This is a genomic window from Sphingomonas sp. CFBP 13603, assembly GCF_014892665.1.
Lineage (GTDB): Bacteria > Pseudomonadota > Alphaproteobacteria > Sphingomonadales > Sphingomonadaceae > Sphingomonas.
This window is the reverse complement of record NZ_JADBIA010000004.1, coordinates 379,097-400,584: the sequence shown is the minus strand read 5'-3', so window position 1 is coordinate 400,584 and position 21,488 is coordinate 379,097. Positions and strand designations below refer to the sequence as shown.

Sequence of the window (21,488 nt, the reverse complement as noted above, 5' to 3'; positions counted from 1 at the left end):
TCGCGAAGAAGAGTGGGTTGAGCCGCCTTTCGAGGCCCGGTTATTCGTCCGTCCTGACTTCGATATCGGAGCGAGCGCCGAGACCTGGCTGGAGTTGCCGCCCACATGAGCGGGCTCTGGAAATCCGCCCTCGCGAGGGGGGGAGGCGGTAGGCGTCGCCCGACGGACGAGGACGCTGGGATAATCTCCGTTGCGTGTTCGCCGCTTCCGTCACCTGACCTTGGCGCGGAAGGATCGTCGAACGCTCCGGATGCGCTCATTTCGGCAATGGATCGTGGCTTTGTTTGCTGTTGAACGCGGCGGAGTTGCCCGGTTATCGCTAAGGCTGCGGGGGGCGGCTTCGTCGGATAGTGATATCGCGACGTGAGACAGCGTGTTCGGTTCGCATCTTATTGCTCTGATATTGCGAGATATGGTCATGCGTTCATTGTGGACTGCGAGTTGCATTGTCTTGGCATTGTGCGCGTCGGCGGCAGAGGCTGCTCCAAAGCGTGCGGTGTCGGACGAGGCGCGGACCGCGGCGTATCTCGATACGATCGCGGGGAGCCCGCCACGGTTGCGGATGTTCCTGCAGCGGATGCCGAAGGGGGGCGACCTGCACAATCACAGCGGGGGCGCGATCTATGCGGAGGATCTCCTACGCTGGGCGGGCGACGACGGGCTGTGCATCGCGACCGATACGCACCGGATCGTGGCCAAGCCGGCGGACCAGAAGGCGTGCGACGCGCCGAACCGGATCCCGGCGACCGGACTGGAGCGGGATTATCCGCGGTACAGCCATATGATCGACGCGTTGTCGACGCGCGGGTTCGAGAGTGGGGTCGGCGATCCGGAGACTTCCGGGTACGACCGGTTCTTCGCGACGTTCGGGGCGTTCTGGCCGGCGGCGATGGGCAACGAGGCGAAGTCGCTGTCGCTGACGCGTGCGCAGGCGGCGGCGGACCGGGTGAGCTATGTCGAGCTTGGCAGCGGATCGGGCGCGATGGCGACGCTTGCCGGGCGGCTGGGGGACACGCGGGACGTAGATGCGAACGACTTTGCGGGGATGCTCGCGCGGTTGACGCCGTTGCTGCCCGCCGCGGTGGCGCAGGCGCGCGCGGAATATGACGGGTTCGATGCCGAGCTTGCGCGGATCGACGGGTGTGCGACCGCGACGCCGAAGCCCGGGTGCGGCGTGGAGATGCGCTATCTTTATACCGCGATCCGGACGGTGCCGGCGGCGCAGGTGTTTGCGCAACTCGCGTTCGGGTTTGCGCTGGTGTCCGCGGATGCGCGCTTCGTGGGCGTGAACATCGCGGCGCCCGAGCATGATCCGGTGGCGGTGCGTGACTACGCACTGCACATGCGGATGATCGCGTTCCTGAAGGCGCGGTATCCGAAGGTGGCGCTGTCGCTGCACGCGGGGGAGCTGACGCTGGGGCTGGTCCCGCCGCGCGAGCTTGCATTCCATATCCGCGATGCGGTGGAGGTCGCGGGGGCTCGGCGGATCGGGCACGGCATCGACATCTCCTACGAGCGCGACGCGGCCGGGTTGTTGAAGCGGATGGCGCGGGACCGGGTGGCGGTGGAGATCAATCTCACCAGCAACGCGGTCATCCTGGGCGTGAAGGGCGCGGCGCATCCGTTGTCGCTGTACCGCGAGGCCGGGGTGCCCGTGGTGCTGTCGACCGACGACGAGGGTGTGTCGCGCAGTGACATGACCAACGAGTATGTCCGCGCGGTGACCGAGCAGGGGCTGCGCTATGCGGATCTGAAGCAGATCGTGCGCGATGGGTTGCAGTATAGCTTCCTGCCGGGGGCTAGCATTTGGGATGACCGCGCTGGTGGAGCAAAGGTCGTGGCGTGTCGGGTGGTCGGGGCTGCGGCTTGCGAGGCGTTCGTTGCCGGTAGTGGGAAGGCGGCGCGTCAGGTTGCGTTGGAGCGGGATCTGGCGGCGTTCGAGGCAGAGGCTCGCTGAGGGATTAGTCGGTCGGCGTAGCGGTGCCGCCGGGTACCGCCAGGTTCAGCACGACCGCGATCACCGCCGCCGGAAGCACGCCCGAGGTCAGCAATATCCGCAACGTCTCCGGCAAGTGCGAGACCGCGCCGGGTTCCAGTTCCAGGCCTATCCCGAGCGACAGCGCGACGCCGAAGATCATCATCGTACGCTGCGTCCAGACGACCGCGGAGAGGATCGAGATCGCGGCGGAGGCGACCATGCCGAACATCACGATGACGCCGCCGCCCAGCACCTCGATCGGGATGGTCGTGACGAGCGCGCCGATCTTTGGCGCGAGGCCGCACAGGATGAGGAACACCGCGCCGACCGTGACGACGTGGCGGCTCATCACGCCGGTGATCGCGATCAGGCCGACATTTTGGCTGAACGAGGTGTTGGGCATCGCGCCGAACAGCCCGGCAAGCGCGGTGCCGACGCCGTCCGCGGAGGTCGCGCCGATCAGCTCGCGGTCGGTGGCGGGCCGCAGCGCGGTGCCCTCGCAGATCGCCGAGACCGCGCCGATCGATTCGATCGCGGAGATGAACCCCATCAGGCAGAAGCCGATGATCGCCGACGCCGACAGCGCGAAGCCGAAGTGGAACGGCGAGGGTAGCATCACCCAGCCGGCCTGCGTCACAGGCGCCATCGACACGCGGCCCATCGCGACCGCGAGCGCGTAACCGGCGATCAGGCCGAGCAGCACCGCGGCGCTCGACCAGATACCGCGCGCGAAGAAGCTTAGACCGAGCGTGGTCAGCACGACGGTGCCGGCGAGCAACCAGCTCGCGCCGGCACCATAGGCTGGCGTGCCGATCGCGGGCACGCCGCCGGCGGCATATTGCACGCCGATCCGCATCAGCGACACGCCGATCATCAGCACGACCAGGCCGGTGACCATCGGCGGAAGCGCGAAGCGGATGCGGCCGACGAAGAAGCTGAGGCAGGTGTGGAAGAGGCCACCGACGAGCGCGGCCGTGGTGAGTTCGGCCATCGCCGCGACGCCGTGACCGGTGACGATCGGGATCATCACCGGGAGGAACGCGAAGCTGGTGCCTTGGACGATCGGCAGGCGCGCACCGATCGGGCCGAAGCCGATCGTCTGGAGCAACGTGGCGATGCCGGCGAACAGCATCGACATCTGGATCAGGTAGATCAGCTCGCGCGGGTCGGCCGAGCCGAACCCGAACCCGGCCGCGCCCGCGACGATGATCGCAGGGGTGAGATTGCTGACGAACATCGCGAGGACGTGCTGGATGCCGAGCGGGATCGCGACAGCCATGCCGGGAAAATGATTAGGGTCGCGGGCTTGGTCCGGAGTCATCTTGGGGCGGCGGGGGCGTGTCCTGATCCGAGCAATCCTCCCCCGCCAGGGGGAGGTGGCAGGCGTCAGCCTGACGGAGGAGGCGGTAAGAGAAACCTCTGCTCCGTGTCCTCCCCCTCCGTCGCCTTCGGCGCCACCTCCCCCTGGCGGGCGAGGATTTACGTTTAGCTTGGTCATGCGAGGGCTTTCAGGCGAACGAGCGAGCGGTCCGCCGCGCGAAGAATCTCCCGGCGGCTGGCCTGGACGAGATCATTGTCCCGGACGACGGCGCGACCTTCGACGAAGACGTCGCGGGCACCTGGGGGTGGACTGAGGATCAGGGCGGCGACTGGATCCCAGCTGCCGAGCGAATGGATGTCGCTCATATCCCAGACCGCGATGTCGGCGCGCTTGCCGGGTTCGAGACTGCCGCAATCGTCGCGGCCAAGGATCTGGGCGCCGCCGCGGGTTGCGAGGAAGAGCGCGTCGCGTGGGTCGAACGCCGCCGCGCCGCCGACGGCGCGTTGCAGCAGGAGGGCCTGGCGTGCTTCGAGCAGGAGGTTGCCGCTGTCGTTGGACGCGGACCCGTCTACGCCGACGCCGACGCGGACGCCCTTGTCGACCATCGCCTTCAGCGGCGCGATGCCCGAGCCGAGGCGGCAGTTCGAGCACGGGCAGTGCGCTATCCCGGTGCGGGTGCGCGCGAAGAGGTCGATTTCCTGCGCGTCTAGCTGGACGCAGTGCGCGTGCCAGACGTCGGGGCCGGTCCAGCCGAGGCGTTCGGCGTATTCGCCCGGACGGCAGCCGAACCGGGCGAGCGAGAAGGCGACGTCGTCGGCGTCCTCGGCGAGGTGGGTGTGCAGCATTACGCGCTTTTCGCGCGCGAGCAGGGCGGCGTCGCGCATCAGGTCCTGGCTGACCGAGAAGGGCGAGCAGGGGGCGACGCCGACGCGGACCATTGCGCCGTCGCGGGGGTCGTGGAAGCGGTCGATCACGCGGATCGTGTCGGCGAGGATCGCGGCTTCGTCCTCGACGAGGCTGTCCGGGGGGAGGCCGCCCTTGCTTTCGCCGACGCTCATCGCGCCGCGCGTGGGGTGAAAGCGGACGCCGATTTCGCTGGCGGCGGCGATCGTGTCGTCGAGCGTCACGCCGTTCGGGAAGAGGTAGAGATGGTCGGAACTGAGCGTGCAACCGGACAGCGCCAGTTCGGCGAGGCCAAGCTGCGTCGCGGCGAAGACGTCCTCCGGGCGGTACTGCGCCCAGATCGGATAGAGGCGTTTGAGCCAGCCGAACAGCGGTGCACTGGTCGCGCCGGGGACCGCGCGGGTCAGCGACTGGAAGAGGTGGTGGTGCGTGTTGACGAGGCCGGGCGTGACGACGCAGCCTCGGGCATCGATCACGATGCTGGCCTGGGCGAGGAGTTCGGCAAGCTCGTGCGTCGGACCGACGGCTTCGATGACGCCGTCGCGGAAGGCGATCGCGGCGTTGGGGATCTCGCGGTGAGCTTCGTCCATGCAGACGAGATGGTCGGCGTTTTTGAGGACGGTCAGTGTCATCGTAATCGGACGGTCATTTCGGGACGGTCATTTCGTAGCGATCCCAGTGCGTGGTGAGTTCGTCGATCACGCGGGAGCCGACCAGATACAGGCTTTCGAGCGCGGCGGTCATACCGGAAAAGCCTTCGTTCTCGCGCAGCAGATAGTCGGCGGCGGTGACGCCCGGCGGCGGCATGGTGAAGTTGCTGCCGGCGCGCAGGACCATCACGCGGGTCTTGTCGACGCGGCCCATCTTGGCGAGCTGGAGGATCGACTGGTAGGTGCCGGTCTCCTCCATGCCCGAGGTGACGAATTCGCCCTTGCCGGCGGTCCAGTAGCGCACCCAGTCGTTCGCCCAGTCGTTGAGAATCCTGCCGTGCCAGAAGGTCGTCGCCGCGAGCTGATCGCCCTTCATGACGAAGGGCGGGCGTTGCGCCATCGGGTAGCCGGAGTAGCGCGCGCGCTCCTTGGTTATCGCGGGATCGTCGGGAAGCTTGATCGCCTTGGTCAGCGTGTAGGCCCAGTCGCGCAGGCCGGCGTTCAGTTCGAACATCTCGCCGTGCGGCGTCGCCGGGCGGGGATCGTTCGGCCCCTTCCGGTCGAGCGGGAAATAGCCCGACTTCCAGTCCTTGGGGATTTCGCGCGAGTCGATCTCATGCCCGAGATCGCCGTCTACCAGGTAGCGTGCCCAGGCGGCCGAGCCGATCGAGGCGTCCTCGGGGTCGATCCCGGCGATCCCGGCGACCAGCCAATAGGCGCGGGTCAGGTCGAAACGCTGGTCGAGCCCGAGCGCCATCGTCGATCCGGCCGAGTGCGCGGTGCCCATGCCGGTGACGACCGCGAGCACGTGCGATGTCGGGTCGTAATACAGGTCGTGATCGGCCTGCGGGAAGGGGATGCGGACGTCGAAATGATGGCGTTCCCGCCAGAGCTGGAATTCGCCGGGGGCGTCGCCGGTGTCCTTGCCGATCTCGAACATCGTGACGACGACGGCGCGGATCTGGAGCGGGTGCGGGCAGGGTGCGCCTGGGGCGCAGGCCTCGATGCTGGTAGCTGGTGCGGGTTTGGCGGGCGCTGCGTAGGCGGTCGGAGAGAGCAGGCTCAGGGCGGCGCTCGCGTAGAGTGCGGCGCGGGTCAGGAGGGGCATGGGGTCGGTGTCTCCCGGTGATGCAGTTCTTGGCTCTGGATGCGGGGTCGAGCCCAGGATGACGGGAGTGGGGGGCGTCCCGCACCCCCACCCCTTCGCGTCAGAACTTGTAGATGACCGAGCCCTGGAAGCTGCGGGGGCGCTCGGGGAGGACGATGGTGCTGCCGAACAATTCGGTGAAGTTCGCGCGGAAGTAGGTCGTGTCGGTGACGTTCTTCACGACGACGCGAAACAGCCAATTGTCCTTCTGGTACGACGCGCCGAGATCGACCAATGTGTAGGCCGGCAGCTTGACGACGCGCGACTGGCCCGAGAACGTCGAGTCGACCTGGACGAGGCTGGCAGTGAAGGCGATGCCATTGTCGAACGCGTAGCTGGCAGTGGCCGAATACAGGTTCGTCGGAATGCCCTGACGTCGCGATGCTTCCTTGTCGGCGATCGGGATGAGACCGCCGGGCTGGCCGCCGAGGAACAGCGTCGGATCGGTGACGTTGATCAGATCGCCGATGCCGAAGAAGCTGAAGGTCGAGCCTGCATCGAGGAACGTCAGGTTGTAGACCTTGGTCCGGGTATAGGCACCGGTGATGAACAGGTGCTTGTCGACCGCCCAGCGGGCTTCCGCCTCGAGACCCTTGGTTTCGACCGACTGGTTGACGGTCGCCGACTGGACGTTGTGATCGGTGCGGCTCTGCTTGTAGACCGAGACGGCAGCGTAGAGCTTGTCGTCGAGGAAGCTGCCCTTGAGGCCCCCTTCGTAAAGCTTCGAGGCAGCGACGAAGTTCTCGCCGACGACGTCTGCGACGGCGATCTCCGCACCCTGACCCGCGACGACGGTCGATTGGCGCGATGCGGTTACGTAGGGGATTAGGCCGAACGGGAGCTTGTAGGATGCGCTCGCGGTCCACGACCATGCGCCGGTGCTGCCGGACCCGCTCAGCACGGCGGGAACGACGCGCACCTTGGTCGGGTTGGTGGTCGATTTGGCGTCGACGATATCATAGCGCGCGCCGAGCAGCAGATCGAGGCCGAAATCGAAGTCGAGATCGGCAAGGCCGGCGAGACCGTAATCGGTGTAATGGCCCTTCACGTAATTCGAGTAATCGCAGTCGCATTCGGTCGACAGCAGGCGATCGGACAGCGGCGTATAGCCCACCGTCAGATCGACGCGGTGGAAATACTCGAAGTTGAAATCGTCACCGTGGACGAAATCGGTGTAGCGGATCGACGGCGAGACCTGGAACGAGAATTTACCGACATCGGTCTTGAACGCCTTCGACAGGACGATCTTGTCCTCGATCACCCAGGAATCGTGGAATTGCGAGAAGCCGTAGGCGTTGTTGTTGTCGTTGTTGTAGCCGTCGTAGAATAGCTGGTTCTTGATCTCCAGACCGTCGCCGCCGTCGAAGATGATGTCGAAATAGCCGGTCTTCGTCGTGTTCTTCAGGAAATCGTCCTCGCCGGTCAGCACGTCCTTGCGACTGAGCTTGGCGGTGCCGACGTTCTGGAGCGCGAGGTAATTGTTCGGGCCGGTGCCGTTCGCCGCCGTAAGGGTGTTGAAGCAGGCGTTGGTGATCGATGCCGCGGTGACGTTGCCGCCGCACCCGAAGCCACCGAACGGCGCGAAATTGCCGACTGCGGTAAACTCGGCGGGGGAAAGCTGGCCGTCGCCATTGGTATCGAGCGGTTTGGCCGAGCCTGTGATGTAGGTGCCGTTGTCGACCAGATCCTGCGTCAGGCGGTTCCAGCCGCCGTTCTGCTGGCCCGAATATTTTTGGTACATGCCGCCGAACTCGATCCGCAGCGTGTCGGTCAGATGGTTGTCGAACGCCGCCTGCAGGATCGTCTGGTTGGTGCCCATGTTGCGGTAATAGCTGCCGGAATCCTCGATCTCGGCGTACAGGCTATAGCCGAACTCGGTGCCCATGACCTTTGCCGGCCCGCGGACTTCGGCCTTGAGGACGTTCCGGTTCCAGCTGCCGCCGGTATAGCTGATCTCACCCTCGGCATGGTCGAGCAGCGCGCCGCCCTTCACGCGCGCCGATTTTGGCACGAAGTTCATGTAGCCGCCGGTCTTCGACGGGCCGTAGATCGGCGAGGCTGGGCCGCGAACGATGTCGATGCGTTCGGAGGCGCCGATCGGGGTCGGGTAGTTGCCCGGATTGTCGAGCCGGCGGACGCCGCGGAAATAGACTTCGCCCGGCGTACCACGGATATCGAGCGCGCCGCCGACGCCGAAGAACGAGTTGGTGAAGGTGCCCGGTGCCTGCGCGACGAGATCGTAGATGTCGGTGATGCCGAAGCGCTCGATCTGCTCGCCGCTGATCGTCGAGGCGGAGCGCGGGGTTTCGACCAGCGTCTTGTTGAAGCCGAAGATCGAGCCGACGTCCTTGTTCGGCAGCGCGTCGAGCGAGCCGGTGATGACGATCTCGGCGCTTTCGTCGACGGGGTCTTCTTTAGTCGCGGCCTGCGGCGCGGTCTGCGCCAACGCGGGCGCGGTGATCGCCGTACAGGACAGCAGGCCCGCGACCAGCGCGAGCAGGGGCGATCGACCATGGCTGCGCGAGACACCAACGTTCGACGAGCCGGAGCCCTGAATGTGTACCATTATTGCTATTCCCCCTGAACTTAACGGCGAGATGCCCCCGCGTCTCTGCGTACGTGCCGTCGCAACACTGTCGCGCCGACGCCTTTCCTGGCGACACTATTGTTGCGTCGATCCGCCCCCGAACCTTTATCTTTATGAACACTGCGTAGGGGCTTGACCTGCGGCTATCAAATGCAATGAATTCCGCAGCCCGTTGCAAAAAATAGAGTGGTCTATGCCCGCCTTTTCACGATTTCTGCGCTACTTCATCGCGGTCGGGCGGTTGGGCTCGATCAGGAAGGCGGCCGACGTTCTCAACGTCTCGGCGTCGGCGATCGATCGCCAGATCCTGAACGTCGAAGCCGATATGGGAATGCCGCTGTTCGAGCGCCTGCCGACCGGGCTGAGACTGACGGCGGCGGGCGAGATGATGATGGCGTCCGGACTGAAATGGCAGAAGGAACTGGGCGACGTTCGAACCCAGATCGAGGACCTTCGTGGGCTGAAGCGCGGGCATGTCGACATCGCGATCATCGATGCGCTGGCGAAAGGCTATATCCCGAGCACGATCCACGCGATCCAGAGCCAGTATCCGGGCATCACGATCGGCATCAAGGTGCTGAACAACGACGCCGTGCGGAGCGCCATCCTGGGCGGCGAGGTGGATTTCGGGATATTCTTCGAGCCGCAATCCTTTCGCGGAATCACCGTGCAAGCGTTCGTCGAGGTCGTCCTCGGCCTGTTGACGCCGGCAGGGCACCCGCTCGGCCAGCACCGCGAGGCGCGATTTTCGGCCTGCGCAGGCTCGGCGCTGATCGTTCCCGCCGAGCCGCTGGCGGTGTGCCAGCAGATCGCCGTGCTGGAGGGCATCACCGGCGTGGTCGTCGACAAGACTGTGACGTCGGACAATATCCAGATGATCACGTCGCTCGTATTGCAAGGCGTCGGAATCGGTATTTTGACCTCGATCGACGTGACGACGGAGGTCCGCCGAGGGCTGTTGTCGTTCACCAAGATCTCGGATTCGGTGCTGCGGCCGATGATCCTCGCGCTGTGCACGTCGTCGGCGCGGACGCCGTCCTATGCCGCAGGGATCGTCCTGCGCGAGATCGAGAACGGCTTTGCGCAACTGAGCTATCCGGCATCGATGGAAACGACCGCCGATCCCGACTCATGAGGGCTATTTACGGTGGCGGCGGTTTCCACCGTTGGCGATCAGCCGGGTCATCAACGCCTCCAGCCTTGCCGGGTCGACGGAGCGGACGACCGTGGCGCGCTGCTCGCCCAATCCGGGTTGATACCCTTCGTCCCAGGACAGCAGGTCGCCGTACCCCGCGCCGAACTGCGTGTTCGCATCGACGAACAGCGTCTCCCTGGCCGTGACGATCGTCGGATCGAGCCAGACCGCTGCAGCCACTTCGTCCCATAACGGAAAGCCCGGTTCCATCGCGGTGATGAACCGCGCGACGGCGGGGTCGGCGACCTTGGCGAGGCGGTCGCGCAACGCGACGCTCAACTGTGTCGCGGTCGCCGGATCGACGGGGACGAGTGTCACCCGCTTCCAGGGGCTGCGGAGCACGATGCTGGCCGCTTCGGGATCGAAACGGATGTTGAACTCGCGCCGCGGCGTGTTGACGTATTCGCGCGCGAACTCGTTGGCCGAAGGGTTCGACAGCACCTGCCGCGGATTGAGGCTGCCTCCCATGTAGACGAGTTCCTTCACCAGCCCGGCGAAACTCGGATCGAGCCGCTGGGCGAGTGCCAGATTGGTCAGCGGCCCTGCTGCGACGATCGTGATCTCGCCGGGATGCGCGTGGACCATGCGGATCAGGAACATCGCGGCGATCTCCAGCGACGGTTTCGTCTTCGCATTGCCGCCGGGCAACACGACCGGATCGGTCGGGCCGTAATAGGGCGGCGTGGTTTGTTGGGTCGGCTGGACCCAGGCTTTCATCCACGCACCCTTCCAGGTGAGTTTGCCGTACAGTGCCTCCCAGCGATCGGTCAGCGCTTCCGAATTGAGCAACGGATAGGTCGCGCCCTGCACGACGGGAATATCGGTACGGCCGGTGATCTCGACGCCGCGCAGAGCCAGTGCCGTGGCGCGATTGGCCCAGACGTTGCCGGATACGGTCGTGATGCCGACGACGTCGACGTCTGGCGCGCCGAGCAGCATCAGGTGCATCAACGCGAACCCTTCGTCGTCGATGATGACTTTTCGCCGGGCATCCTGCGCGCCGGTCTTGGCGGACTCCTGCGCGGTGGCGGTGCCAGCCACGACGATCGCGAAGCACAGCGCAAAAGTGCGGACGGCACGCGTGATCCGGTGGGCGGGGTCGGGTCTCATCGCGTCGTCTCCATGGCGGGTCTCGCAAAGCCCTGCGCGCGGTCCCAGGCGCAGTGTCCGAGGATGTAGGTTTGCAGAATTACCCGGTCGTCGCCGAGGATCTGCAACGCGAACAGGCGCTCGGCGAGACTCGCATCCCGTGTCCGGCGCGCCAGCAGCGGAGTCGCTGCGCTGTCGAGCACGACGAAATCCGCCTCCTGACCGACTTCCAGGCTACCGACGCGATCTTCGATGTGGAGCAGGCGGGCGCTCCCGGCGGTGGCAAGGTACAGCGCACGAAACGGGTCTAGGGCGTCTTCGCGAGCAAGCGCGGCCTGGTAGGCGAGGCCAGCGGTGTGCAGCATCGAGAAGCTGGTGCCCGCGCCGATGTCCGTGCCGAGCCCCAGGCGGATGCCATGCGCGTCGGCTTGGCCAAAGTCGAAGAAACCCGAGCCCAGGAACAGGTTCGAACTGGGGCAGACGGCAATCCCGGCGCCGCTCTCGGCGAGGCGGGTGCAGGCGCGATCGGACAGGTGGACGCCGTGCGCGAACACCGAACGGTCGCCGACCAGGCCGAACCGGTCGTAGACGTCGAGATAGTCGCGCGCATCGCTGAACCGTGCGGCGACGGCGGCGCATTCGTGGACGTTCTCGGACAGATGCGTGTGCATCAGGACTCCGGGATGGGCCGCCACCAGGTCCCCGGCAACGCGCAACTGCTCGTCGGAGGAGGTAAGCGCGAACCGCGGTGTGACGGCATAGCCGAGACGACCGCGGCCCTGCCATCTCCGGATGAGCGCCTCGGTCTCCGTCCGCGCGGTCTCTGGCGTATCGGCGAGGCCTTCGGGGCCAAGGTCCATCAGGATCTTGCCGGAGATGATGCGCATGCGCCTGTCGAGCGCGGCTTCGAACAGCGCGTCGACCGAATGTGCGTGGACGGTCGGGAAGACCAGTGCGCTGGTCGTGCCGTTGCGGAGCAGCTCGTCGAGGAAGGCGCTGGCGACGGCATCGGCATGCGCGCGATCGGCAAAGGCGCGCTCGGCGGGGAAGATGTGGCGGTCGAGCCAGTCGAGCAATTGCGCGCCGTGCGAGGCGATGCTGTCCATCTGCGGATAATGGACGTGCGCGTCGACGAAGCCGGGGACGATGAGGCCCGGCAGCGTCTCGGTCGGGACGCCGGCAAAGCCGTCGGAGAGATCGGCATAGTCGCCGCGGGCGATGACGATGCCGTCGTCGATCACGAGCAGCCCGTCGGGTTCGTGGCGGACCGCGTCCGGATCGTCGCGCGGATCGCGGGCGACGGAGAGCATCTCGCTGCGAAAGGCTTTGCGCATCAGTGGCTCGTCAGTTGCAGGAGTTGCGCGAGGGTCGAGATGGCGATGACGTCGGGTTCCTTGCCGGGGATGCGGGCGATGCCGATGGGCGACGTAAGGCGAGCCCGGGCTTCGGCGGGGATGCCTTCGCGGTCAAGCCGGGCGTCGAAACGCGCGCGCTTGGTGGCGGAGCCGATCAGACCGACGAACGCGGGCGGCGGTCGTTCGAGCGCGGCCCTGGTCAGCTGGTAATCGAGCGCGTGGTCGTGCGTGAGGATCAGGATCGCGCTGTCGTCGGGCGCCTCGGCGACGCACGCGGCGATTCCGGCTTCGGGGACGACCGAGACGCCTTCGATCGTTTCGAAGACCGGGCGGGTGTCGAACCAGGCGAGACGGAACGGCAGGTTGACGGCGTGGCGGGCGATGGCCTGCCCGACATGGCCGGCGCCGAAGAGGTAGATCGGGCGGCGGCGCTGACCGACGATCTCGGCGAAGCTGGTGCCGGGGAGCGGGGCGGGGCCCCTGGCCGAGAGCGGCGTTGCGAAGACGTCGCGGCTTATGCGGCGCTCGATGCCAGTCGGCGTCAGCGTCGAGACGAGCACGCGTTCCTCCGCGGCATCGGCGATCCAGCCGAGTGCGCCCGGATCGATATGCTCGACCAGCAATCGCACCCGGCCGCCGCAGCATTGGCCGAGTAGCGGGCCAAGCGGGTAATCCTGGACGCGCCAGCTTCCGGTCGGGAGCGCGAGGATGGCGCGAGCCTGATCGACCGCGCGATATTCCAGCTGGCCGCCCCCGATCGTGCCGTGCAGCGCGCCGGCCGTCACCAGCATGCGGGTGCCGGCACCGCGTGGCGCCGAGCCTTCGCTGGCGAGGACGCTGATCATCGCGGCGGGTTGGTTCGCGGCGATGTCGCGCAGCCAAGTCAGCCAGTCGATCATCCGCGGTGACCGGCTATCGCGCGAAGGATCGCCTCGGGCGTCGCGGGCGCGTTCAACGGTGGCAGGCTGCGCGTGTCGGGCGCGGTGGCGGCGATGGCGTGGTTCAGCGCGGAGAAGACGGCGATGGCGAGCATGAAGGGGGGCTCGCCGACCGCTTTCGATCGGCCGATCGTCGGTTCGAGATTCTCGCCGTCCCATAATGCGATGGTCAGGTGGCGCGGGCGGTCGGAGGCGGTCGGGATCTTGTAGGTCGCAGGTGAATGCGTAAGCAACCGGCCCTTGCCGTCGAACACGAGCTCTTCGGTGGTTAGCCAGCCCTGGCCCTGGAGGAAACCACCCTCGATCTGGCCGATGTCGATCGCCGGGTTGAGCGAGCGGCCGACGTCGTGGAGGATGTCGACGGCCAGCACCTTGTGCTCGCCGGTAAGCGTGTCGATCGCGACTTCGGCGAGCGCTGCTCCGTAGGCGAAATAGTAGAAGGGGCGGCCCTGGTGCGCGGCGCGGTCATACGCGATGCCCGGGGTGGCGTAATAGCCGGTCGCGGAGAGCGATATGCGGGCCATGTGCGCTTTCCGGGCGAGGTCGCGGAAGGTGAGGCGTTCCGTGCCGGCGGCCACGCCTTCCAGGGTGAACCGGATGTCATCACAGTCGTAGGTCCGCTCGAGGAACTCCGTCAGCCGGTCGCGGATCGTCATCGCCGCGTTGTAGGCCGCCATGCCGTTGAGATCCGCGCCCGACGACGCTGCGGTCGCCGAGGTGTTGGGGACCTTGTCGGTACGCGTGGCGGTGATGCGGACTTGCGACACGGGCACCGCGAAGACGTCGGCGACGATCTGCGCGATCTTGATGTAGAGACCTTGGCCCATTTCGGTGCCGCCGTGATTGATCTGGATGCTGCCGTCCGCATAGACATGGACCAGCGCGCCGGCCTGGTTGAGATGCGTGGTGGTGAAGCTGATCCCGAATTTCACGGGGGTGAGTGCCAAGCCCTTCTTGATGATGCGGTTGCTTGCGTTGAAGGCGTCGATGTCGCGTCTTCTCGCGTCGTAGCGCGCGTCTTTTCGCAATTTGACAATGAGTTGCGGGGCGATGTTGTCGGTGACTGTCATGCCGTACGGCGTAACGTCTCGGCCGGGGGCGTAGAAGTTGGCGAGCCTCACCTCCAGCGGATCGCGGCCGAGACGGGCGGCGACGTCGTCGATGACGCGCTCGATCGCGAGCATGCCCTGCGGCCCTCCGAAACCGCGAAAGGCGGTGGCGGAGACGGTGTTGGTCTTCAGTCGTTCGGAGACGATCTCGACATCGGGCAGCCAATAGCAATTGTCGCAGTGGAACATCGCGCGGTCGTTGATCGCGGGCGAGAGGTCGACGGTGGCGCCGCACCGTGAAGCGAGCCGGAGGTGGAGCGCGAGTATGCGACCGTCATCGCCGAAGCCCACGTCATAGGCGACCTCGAAATCATGCCGCTTGCCGGTCATGATCATATCGTCGTCGCGGTCGCAGCGGAACTTGGCGGGGCGGCCGGTCTTGTCGGCGACCAGCGCGGCAGCAGCAGCGAAGGCGGCGGCCTGCGTTTCCTTGCCGCCGAACGCACCGCCCATCCGGCGGACCTCGACGGTGATGTCGGCCGAGTTGCGGTCTAGCATATGCGCGACGAGGTGCTGGATCTCGCTCGGATGCTGGGTCGAGCTGAGGATGTGGACTTGCCCATCCTCGCCTGGGGTGGCGATCGCGACTTGCCCTTCGAGATAAAAATGATCCTGGCCGCCCATCGCGAAACCGCCCGCGATTTTGTGGGGGGCGGAGGCGAGTGCGGCGCGCGCGTCGCCGCGGGCCATGCGCTGGGTCGGCTCGATCAACGACTGGGCATCGCGCGCGGCTTCGATCGTCATACGGGCGGGGCGCTGTTGATAGTCGATCTTGCCGAGCCGGGCTGCGGCGCGAGCGGCGCGCTGGCTGGTGGCAGCGACGAGGAATATCGGCTGGCCGACATACAGGACTTCACTGTCGGCGAGCAGGAGGTCGTCCTTCGCGACCGGGCTGACGTTGTTGGCGCCAGGGATGTCGGCAGCGGTGAAGACGGCGACGACGCCGGGCGCGGCGCGAACGGCGGCGAGGTCGATCGCGGCGATTCCCGCATGCGCTTCGCTGCTCTGGCCGAATGCGAGGTGGAGCATGTCGCCGGGTTCGCCGACGTCGTCGACGTACAGCGCGGCGCCGCTGACGTGGAGGCGGGCGCTGTCGTGCGGGTTGGAGGGCTTTGGCGCGATATCAGCCACCGGCGGGCTCCAGATCGAGCACGAAAACGGTCTCGCCCTGCGCCTTGTACCAGAGCCGGAGGAGGAGATTGGCGGCGGCGTCTATGCGGTAGACGGCCGATCCGCGGACGTCGGTGAGCGGCGCGTAATCGGTGCGCAGTGCGTCCATCGCGGCCTGCATGGTCGCCAGCGTGAAAGGCTGGTCGATGAGCGCCGCTTCGCATTTGACCGCGCGTTTCGGGGTTGCGGCCATCCCGCCGAACGCGACGCGGGCGTGCGCGATACGGTCGTCGTGGACGGTCGCGTTGAACGCGCCGCAGACCGCGGTGATGTCGCTGTCGAACCGGCGCGAAAGTTTGGAGATGTGGATGACGTCGCCGGGACCGGGGCGGGGAATGTGGAGGCTCTCGACGAACTCGCCGGGGCGGAGATCCTGTTTGCCGTAGGCGATGAAATAATCCTCGAGCGGCATAGTTCTACGCCCATCGATGCCCCGCACCGTCAGCGTTGCGCCGAGTGCGATGAACGCCGGGGGCCCGTCACCGATCGGAGAGCCGTTGGCGATGTTGCCGCCGATCGTGCCCGCGTTGCGGACCTGAAGCCCGCCGAGGCGTCGGACGAGTTCGCCGAGATCGGGGTGGAGGCGGGCGAACGCGTCGTGCGCGTCGGCGTAGCGGACGGCTGCGCCCAGCGTCAGGCCGTCCGGGGTCTCGTCGATCCGGGCGAGTTCGGCGATGTCGCCGACGAAGATCAGCGTGTTGATCGTCTGCAGGCCCTTGGTGACCCAGAGGCCGATATCGGTAGCGCCTGCGACGATGCGTGCATCGGGATATTGCGCGAGCAGGTCGGCGAGCGCGGTCGCGGTGCGCGGGATGAACCATCGGCGGTCGCCGAGGCGCCCCGCGACGGTGTTGGTTTCGGCAAGCGCCTTCAGCTTGGCGACCAGCGGAGCGTCATCGCGCGGGAAAGGTGCGACGATTTCGCCTGCCGCGAGGATCGGGCCATAGCCGGTGCAGCGGCAGAGGTTGCCGGCGATCACGTCGGCGACCGGTAACATGTGGCCGGTCGCACCGATGCTGCGGCCGTGGAGCGACATGACGAAGCCGGGCGTGCAGAAACCGCATTGCGAGCTGCCGTTTTCCGCCATGCAGGTCTGGAGGGGGGTGAGGACGCCATCCTGTGCGAGGCTCTCGACGGTCAGCAGTGCCTTGCCGTGGAGCATCGGCAGGAAGAGGATGCAGGCGTTGACTGCGCGCCACGTCACCGCGCGTTCCGTGCTGTCCAGTTCGCCGACGAGCACGGTGCAGGCGCCGCAATCGCCTTCCGCGCAGCCTTCCTTGGTGCCGGTCCTGCGCATCCGGTAGCGCAGGTGATCGAGCAGAGTCGCGGTCGGATCGACCTCCGCGAGTTCGACGACCGCGTCGTCGAGCAGGAAGCGGACGGTCATCTCAGCTGCCGCGATAGGTCGAGTAGGCGAACGGGGAGACGAGCAGCGGCACGTGATAATGGCCGGCGTCGTCGGCAATGCCAAAATCGATCGCGACGATGTCGAGGAACGGCGGGTCGGGCAGGCTGACGTCGAGGCTGCGGAAATAGTCAGCGACCGAGAATTCGAGGCGATAACGGCCGGGGGCGATCGTCGGCAGGCCGGGGCAGCGGCCGTCCGCGTTGGTGATGCCCGAGAACAGCCACCCGCCGGCCGGGGTCGACAGGCGGACCGCGACATTGACGGCGGGGCGGCCGTGGGCGGTGTCCAGGACGTGCGTGGAAAGAGTCGTCATGCGGTTGCGTCCTGAGCGGGGGGCCATTCGCAGACGAATTCGGCTTCGTCATAGGCGAGCAGATCGGCGACCAGGGCTTCGCGGTCGTCGAGGAAGAGCTGGTCGGTGATGCCTTTCACGACCCGGGGAAGTGCCGTGCGCAGGCCTGACAAAGCCGAAGCGGACAGGCCGAGGCTGACAAGTGCCGCGTAGTTGAAGGCGAACAGGCCGTGCAGATATGGCGCATCAGCAGGGTCGCGGGGGAGGAGCTCGAAGCCGGTGCCGAGATAGGGATGCGCGTCGATGAGCGCATTCGCCTGACCAACTGGCGGCGTGTAGCGGTCGACCCAGCGTGCGATCTTCCCGGCAACCAGTCTGAGTTCGGGGCGCAGGCTGGAATCGCTGACGAGGCCGGTCGAGAGCACGACGAAATCGAAGACATGCTCGCCATGCGGGGTCGTTACCCGGACCTTGTCGTCTTCGGCCGCGACAGACAGCCAGGGTGCGCCGAGGTGCAGCGCGAACCCGGGTTTGGCGGAGGCGCGTGCGAAAATGTCGTTGGTCGGAGGCTGGTTGTGGCCGAGGAACGCGGCCATCACCGCGTATTTGTCGGCGTCGGCGAGCGCGGGATAGCGGCCGGTGAAGCCGACGCGCTCCATGTGGCGGATCGGGTTGATCCGCGGCAGGACTTTGCGACGGAGGAAGACGTCGACCGCCGCTACGCCGGACTCCAGCGCGGCATTGGCATTGTCGAACGCGGAGGCGCCACCGCCGAGGATGCCGATCCGCTTGCCGGCCAGCGCAGCGTAATCGATCGGTTCGCTTGTGTGGGCGTAGAGCGCACGGGGTAGCGCGTCGGCTATCATCGGCGGAACGTGCCATTCGCCGCCGCCCTGAATGCCGGTTGCCAGGACCACCTTGCGCGCGAGCAGTGGGGCCTGGCCGGCGATGTGGAGGCGGTAGAGGCCCTGTTCGAGCGGCTCGATCAGGTCGAGTTTCGCGTCGTTGCGGACCGGGAGTGCGAGCACGCGGCGGTACCAGCGGAGGTACGCCATCCAGTCGCCACGGGGGATCTTGTCGAGCGCGTCCCAGCCTTCGGTGCCGTGTTGCGCCTCATACCATGCGCGGAAGCTGAGCGCGGGGACGCCGAAGTCGATCGGGTTGAGGCCCTTCGGCGTGCGCAGCGTGATCATCCGCGCGTAGGTGTCCCACGGGCCTTCGTAGCCGGCCGGGTTCTCGTCGATGACCAGGATGTTCGAGACGCGCTCGCGGAGCAGGCCGAACGCGACGGCGAGTCCGCTCTGGCCGCCGCCGATGATGACGACGTCGTGGACATGGCCGTCTGGATGCGCGCGGGGGCGGGTCCAGTCTGCGCCACCGTGACCGATCAGGGTCAACTGGCGGGCGAGGTCCGCTTCGAGTGCGGGGAGGCCGATCATGCGAGGTCCTTCAATCGGAGCCGGACGATCTCGCCGATCTGCGCGAGTGCGGTGGCGATCTCGGTATCGCGGGAGTTGCTAAGGCGTTGCTCCATCGCGGCGAGTATGCCGGCCTTGTCGGTGAGCCGGACGCAGATGATGAACGGAAAGTCGAAGCGGTCGCGATAGGCTGTATTGAGCGCTTGGAAGCGGTCGAACTCGGCGGGCGTCAGGCGGTCCAGACCGGCAGAGGCTTGTTCGGCGGTCGAGGCCTCCGTCAGCGTGCGGTCGATCGCGGCCTTGCCTGCGAGTTCGGGGTGCGCGCAGATCAAGGCGAGCTGGTCTTCGGGGCTTGCGGCGTGGACCGCGGCCATCAGTCCGGCGTGCACGTCGGTGAAGGGCAGCCTTTTGGCGGCGCGTTCGACGACCCAAGGCGAATGCTCGAACAGGGCGGCGTGGCGCACGACGAACGCGTCCGCGGCGGTCAATGCGTCGTCCCTTCCAGGCTGACATGCGCGGACACGACTTTCCAGCCATCGGCGAACTTCACCCAGGCCTGCGTCTGGCGGCCGCGGCGGTCGCTGCCTTCGCGGTGGAATTCGGCGTCGGCGGTGGCGAAGGCATCGCCGTAGACGGTGATCACGACGCGACCGAGTGTGCGCTGGGGCGAGCCACCGCGGCCTTTGCGGAAGTCGCGGATCGCGTCGATGCCGTACAGGACTTCGCCGACCCCGTAGCGGTTGGTGGTGGGCGCGGCGTGGAACAGCGCGTCGAGCGCGGCGACGTCGTCGGCCATCAGCGCGCGCTCATAGGCTTCGAACGCCTGGGTCACTTCGGCGAGCAGGACGGGATCGTCGATCATCATGCCGGGTGCACCTCCATCCAGTGGCGCGCGATATCGATGCGGCGCGCGACCCAGGCATCCCCGCTGGCGATGACGTGGTCGATGAACTTGGCGAGCGCGAGCGCGCGGGCGGGGCGGCCGGCGATGCGCGCGTGGAGTCCGACCGACATCATCCTTCCGCCTTCGCCGCGCAGTTGCTCGAACGTGTCGCGGAGGTAGCGAAAGAACTGGTCGCCCTCGGTGAACCCGTTCTGGCTCACGAACTTCATGTCGTTGGCGTCGAGCGTGTAGGGGACGATCAACTGCCGGCCGACCCAGTAGGGCAGATCGTCGGCATAGCTGTCGGCGTCGTAGGCGAAGCCGCCCTCTTCCGCGACGAGCCGCGCGGTGTTGGGGGAGGTGCGGCCCTGGTACCAGCCGAGCGGGCGGGTGCCGGTAAGGCGGGTGTGGAGCGCGATGGCTTCGGCGATGTGCGCGCGTTCGACGGCTTCGGGGACGGACTGATAGTCGATCCAGCGGAGGCCGTGGCTGGCGATTTCCCAGTCGGCGGCGAGCATGGCCTCGACAGCGGCGGGGTTCGTCTCGAGCGCTTTGGCGACGCCGAAGACCGTGACGGGAAGGGTGCGTTCCGTGAACAGGCGGTGGAGGCGCCAGAAGCCGGCTCGCGCGCCATATTCGTAGAGGCTCTCCATCGCCATCGCGCGGTCCGAGTGGCTCGCCGCGCCGACCATTTCGGAGAGGAACGCCTCGGAGCCCGCGTCGCCGTTGAGGACGCAGTTCTCGGCGCCCTCCTCGTAGTTGATGACGAACTGCACGGCCACGCGCGCACCGCCCGGCCAATGGGGATCGGGGGGTGTGGCGCCGTAGCCGATCAGGTCGCGCGCGGAAGTCATGCGTGCCAGGCCTCGAGCGCGGCCTTCACCGCTTCGCCGTCGGGGAGCGAGTAGCCCTCGGCCTTGAGGCACGCTTCCAGTGCGGCGAGAGTCAGCAGCACCTTATGCTTCATCGCGTTGTAGCCCATCGCGCCGAGCCGCCAGACCTTGCCCTGGAGCGGACCGAATGCGGTACCGATCTCGATCTCGAAATGCTCGCGCATCGCGGTGCGGACGCGCTCGCCGTCGACGCTGTCGGGGATGTAGACGCCGGTCACGTTGGTCATCCGGTGCGCATCATCGCCGAAGATCCTCAGGCCCATCGCGCGCAGGCCGGCGGTCATGGCACGGCCGGCTGAGGCGTGGCGGACAAAGCGGGCGTCGAGGCCTTCGCCGAGCGCCAGCCTTGCGCATTCCCTTGCCGCGTAGAGCATCGACGTTGCTTCGGTGTGGTGGTTGAGGCGCTTGTCCGACCAGTAATCCATGATCATCGCGAGGTCGAAATAGTTGGATCCGATGCGGGGGCCGGCGCCGTCGGAGATGTCGTCGCGACGGATGCCGCGCTCGACGTGGCGGCGCGCGGCGATGTGCGCGGCGGCGGCGTCGGAGATCGTGATGGGGGCCGAGCCGGACGGGCCGCCGAGGCACTTTTGCAAGCCGCCGGTGACGACGTCGATGCCCCAGCGATCGGTCGCGATCTCCATGCCGCCGATGGTGGCGGTGGCGTCAACATAGCTGAGCGCGCCGGCTGTCCGGCATAGCGCGCCGAGCCCTTCGAGCGGTTGCGCCATCGTCGTCGAGGTGTCGCCGTGAACCGAGGCGACTACCTTGGGAGCGGTGCGTTCGATGGCGGCTGCGATCGCGTCCAGCGGAACCGTCTCGCCCCAGGGGGCTTCGACGGTCTCGACGACCGCGCCGATGCGGGCGAGTATCTCTGTCAGCAGGAGCCCGAAGCGGCCGAAATTGACCACGAGGACGGTGTCGCCGGGCGTGACGAGGCTGACGAGTGCCGCCTCGATCCCGGCGCGCGCGGTGCCGTCGATCAGCATCGTCCAGTGGTTGCTCGTACCGAAAACCGGACGGTAGAGCGCCATGACTTGGTTCATGTAGGCGGTCATCTCGGGGTCGAACTGGCCGAGCAGGTCCGCGGCCATCGCGCGCAGCACGCGCGGGTGTGCGTTGATCGGGCCGGGGCCCATCAGCAGGCGCTGC

At 66.9% G+C, this 21,488-nt stretch carries 17 protein-coding genes; 2 read left to right on the top strand and 15 right to left on the bottom strand.

Annotated features, from left to right (window positions below; translation table 11 throughout):
* Positions 1 to 412: 412 nt before the first annotated feature.
* Positions 413 to 1,957 carry an adenosine deaminase family protein gene (locus IFR23_RS09480; RefSeq protein ID WP_244655547.1) on the top strand — a complete coding sequence of 515 codons (1,545 nt, stop codon included), beginning with the start codon at positions 413 to 415 and terminating at the stop codon, positions 1,955 to 1,957.
* Between the two features lie 4 nt (positions 1,958 to 1,961).
* Here IFR23_RS09480 and IFR23_RS09475 read toward each other — a convergent pair whose 3' ends face one another.
* The 4 genes from IFR23_RS09475 to IFR23_RS09460 all read right to left on the bottom strand — a co-directional run bounded on the left by IFR23_RS09475 (position 1,962) and on the right by IFR23_RS09460 (position 8,565).
* Positions 1,962 to 3,257, bottom strand: a complete 1,296-nt coding sequence (locus tag IFR23_RS09475) for a nucleobase:cation symporter-2 family protein (protein WP_244655546.1) — start codon at positions 3,255 to 3,257, stop codon at positions 1,962 to 1,964.
* A 215-nt stretch (positions 3,258 to 3,472) separates the two neighbouring features.
* The gene (locus IFR23_RS09470) at positions 3,473 to 4,834 is read right to left on the bottom strand and encodes an 8-oxoguanine deaminase (protein ID WP_192975644.1); all 1,362 of its coding nucleotides are present in this window, start codon (positions 4,832 to 4,834) and stop codon (positions 3,473 to 3,475) included.
* A gap of 13 nt (positions 4,835 to 4,847) precedes the next feature.
* Entirely contained in the window at positions 4,848 to 5,960 is a 1,113-nt protein-coding gene (locus IFR23_RS09465) for a purine nucleoside permease (RefSeq protein ID WP_192975643.1), read from the bottom strand.
* Positions 5,961 to 6,060: 100 nt separating this feature from the next.
* Positions 6,061 to 8,565, bottom strand: coding sequence for a TonB-dependent siderophore receptor (locus IFR23_RS09460; protein WP_192975642.1), 2,505 nt, complete (start codon positions 8,563 to 8,565; stop codon positions 6,061 to 6,063).
* A 214-nt stretch (positions 8,566 to 8,779) separates the two neighbouring features.
* On the opposite strand from IFR23_RS09460, the gene IFR23_RS09455 reads away from it, so the two are divergent.
* Complete coding sequence (locus tag IFR23_RS09455; protein ID WP_192975641.1) at positions 8,780 to 9,721, top strand: LysR family transcriptional regulator; 942 nt, start codon at positions 8,780 to 8,782, stop codon at positions 9,719 to 9,721.
* Positions 9,722 to 9,724: 3 nt separating this feature from the next.
* Here the strand turns inward: IFR23_RS09455 and IFR23_RS09450 are convergent, their stop codons facing one another.
* Genes IFR23_RS09450 through IFR23_RS09400 form a run of 11 tightly spaced genes read right to left on the bottom strand, consistent with a single transcriptional unit; the run spans position 9,725 to position 21,475 of the window.
* A complete protein-coding gene (locus tag IFR23_RS09450) occupies positions 9,725 to 10,891 on the bottom strand; it encodes a nucleoside hydrolase (RefSeq protein ID WP_192975640.1) in 1,167 nt (388 codons plus the stop codon).
* On the bottom strand, positions 10,888 to 12,204 hold the full coding sequence (guaD, locus tag IFR23_RS09445; protein ID WP_192975639.1) for a guanine deaminase: 1,317 nt from the start codon (positions 12,202 to 12,204) through the stop codon (positions 10,888 to 10,890). Before guaD ends, IFR23_RS09450 begins: the two co-directional genes overlap by 4 nt.
* Positions 12,204 to 13,124, bottom strand: a complete 921-nt coding sequence (gene xdhC / locus IFR23_RS09440; protein WP_192975638.1) for a xanthine dehydrogenase accessory protein XdhC — start codon at positions 13,122 to 13,124, stop codon at positions 12,204 to 12,206. The genes guaD and xdhC overlap by 1 nt, the downstream gene beginning before the upstream one ends.
* Positions 13,121 to 15,403 (bottom strand): xanthine dehydrogenase molybdopterin binding subunit, encoded by a 2,283-nt coding sequence (gene xdhB, locus IFR23_RS09435; RefSeq protein WP_342344918.1) that lies wholly within the window; start codon positions 15,401 to 15,403, stop codon positions 13,121 to 13,123. Before xdhB ends, xdhC begins: the two co-directional genes overlap by 4 nt.
* A complete protein-coding gene (gene xdhA / locus IFR23_RS09430) occupies positions 15,396 to 16,829 on the bottom strand; it encodes a xanthine dehydrogenase small subunit (protein ID WP_192975637.1) in 1,434 nt (477 codons plus the stop codon). The genes xdhB and xdhA overlap by 8 nt, the downstream gene beginning before the upstream one ends.
* Position 16,830: 1 nt before the next feature.
* The gene (uraH, locus tag IFR23_RS09425) at positions 16,831 to 17,163 is read right to left on the bottom strand and encodes a hydroxyisourate hydrolase (protein ID WP_192975636.1); all 333 of its coding nucleotides are present in this window, start codon (positions 17,161 to 17,163) and stop codon (positions 16,831 to 16,833) included.
* Positions 17,160 to 18,581, bottom strand: a complete 1,422-nt coding sequence (locus IFR23_RS09420) for an FAD/NAD(P)-binding protein (RefSeq protein ID WP_192975635.1) — start codon at positions 18,579 to 18,581, stop codon at positions 17,160 to 17,162. Before IFR23_RS09420 ends, uraH begins: the two co-directional genes overlap by 4 nt.
* Positions 18,578 to 19,048, bottom strand: coding sequence for a 2-oxo-4-hydroxy-4-carboxy-5-ureidoimidazoline decarboxylase (uraD, locus tag IFR23_RS09415; protein ID WP_192975634.1), 471 nt, complete (start codon positions 19,046 to 19,048; stop codon positions 18,578 to 18,580). Before uraD ends, IFR23_RS09420 begins: the two co-directional genes overlap by 4 nt.
* Complete coding sequence (gene hpxZ / locus IFR23_RS09410) at positions 19,045 to 19,425, bottom strand: oxalurate catabolism protein HpxZ (protein ID WP_192975633.1); 381 nt, start codon at positions 19,423 to 19,425, stop codon at positions 19,045 to 19,047. Before hpxZ ends, uraD begins: the two co-directional genes overlap by 4 nt.
* Positions 19,422 to 20,297: an allantoinase PuuE gene (gene puuE / locus IFR23_RS09405; RefSeq protein ID WP_192975632.1), complete on the bottom strand. Its 876-nt coding sequence runs from the start codon at positions 20,295 to 20,297 to the stop codon at positions 19,422 to 19,424. The genes hpxZ and puuE overlap by 4 nt, the downstream gene beginning before the upstream one ends.
* Positions 20,294 to 21,475, bottom strand: a complete 1,182-nt coding sequence (locus IFR23_RS09400) for a pyridoxal-phosphate-dependent aminotransferase family protein (RefSeq protein WP_197978378.1) — start codon at positions 21,473 to 21,475, stop codon at positions 20,294 to 20,296. The genes puuE and IFR23_RS09400 overlap by 4 nt, the downstream gene beginning before the upstream one ends.
* Between the last annotated feature and the right edge of the window lie 13 nt (positions 21,476 to 21,488).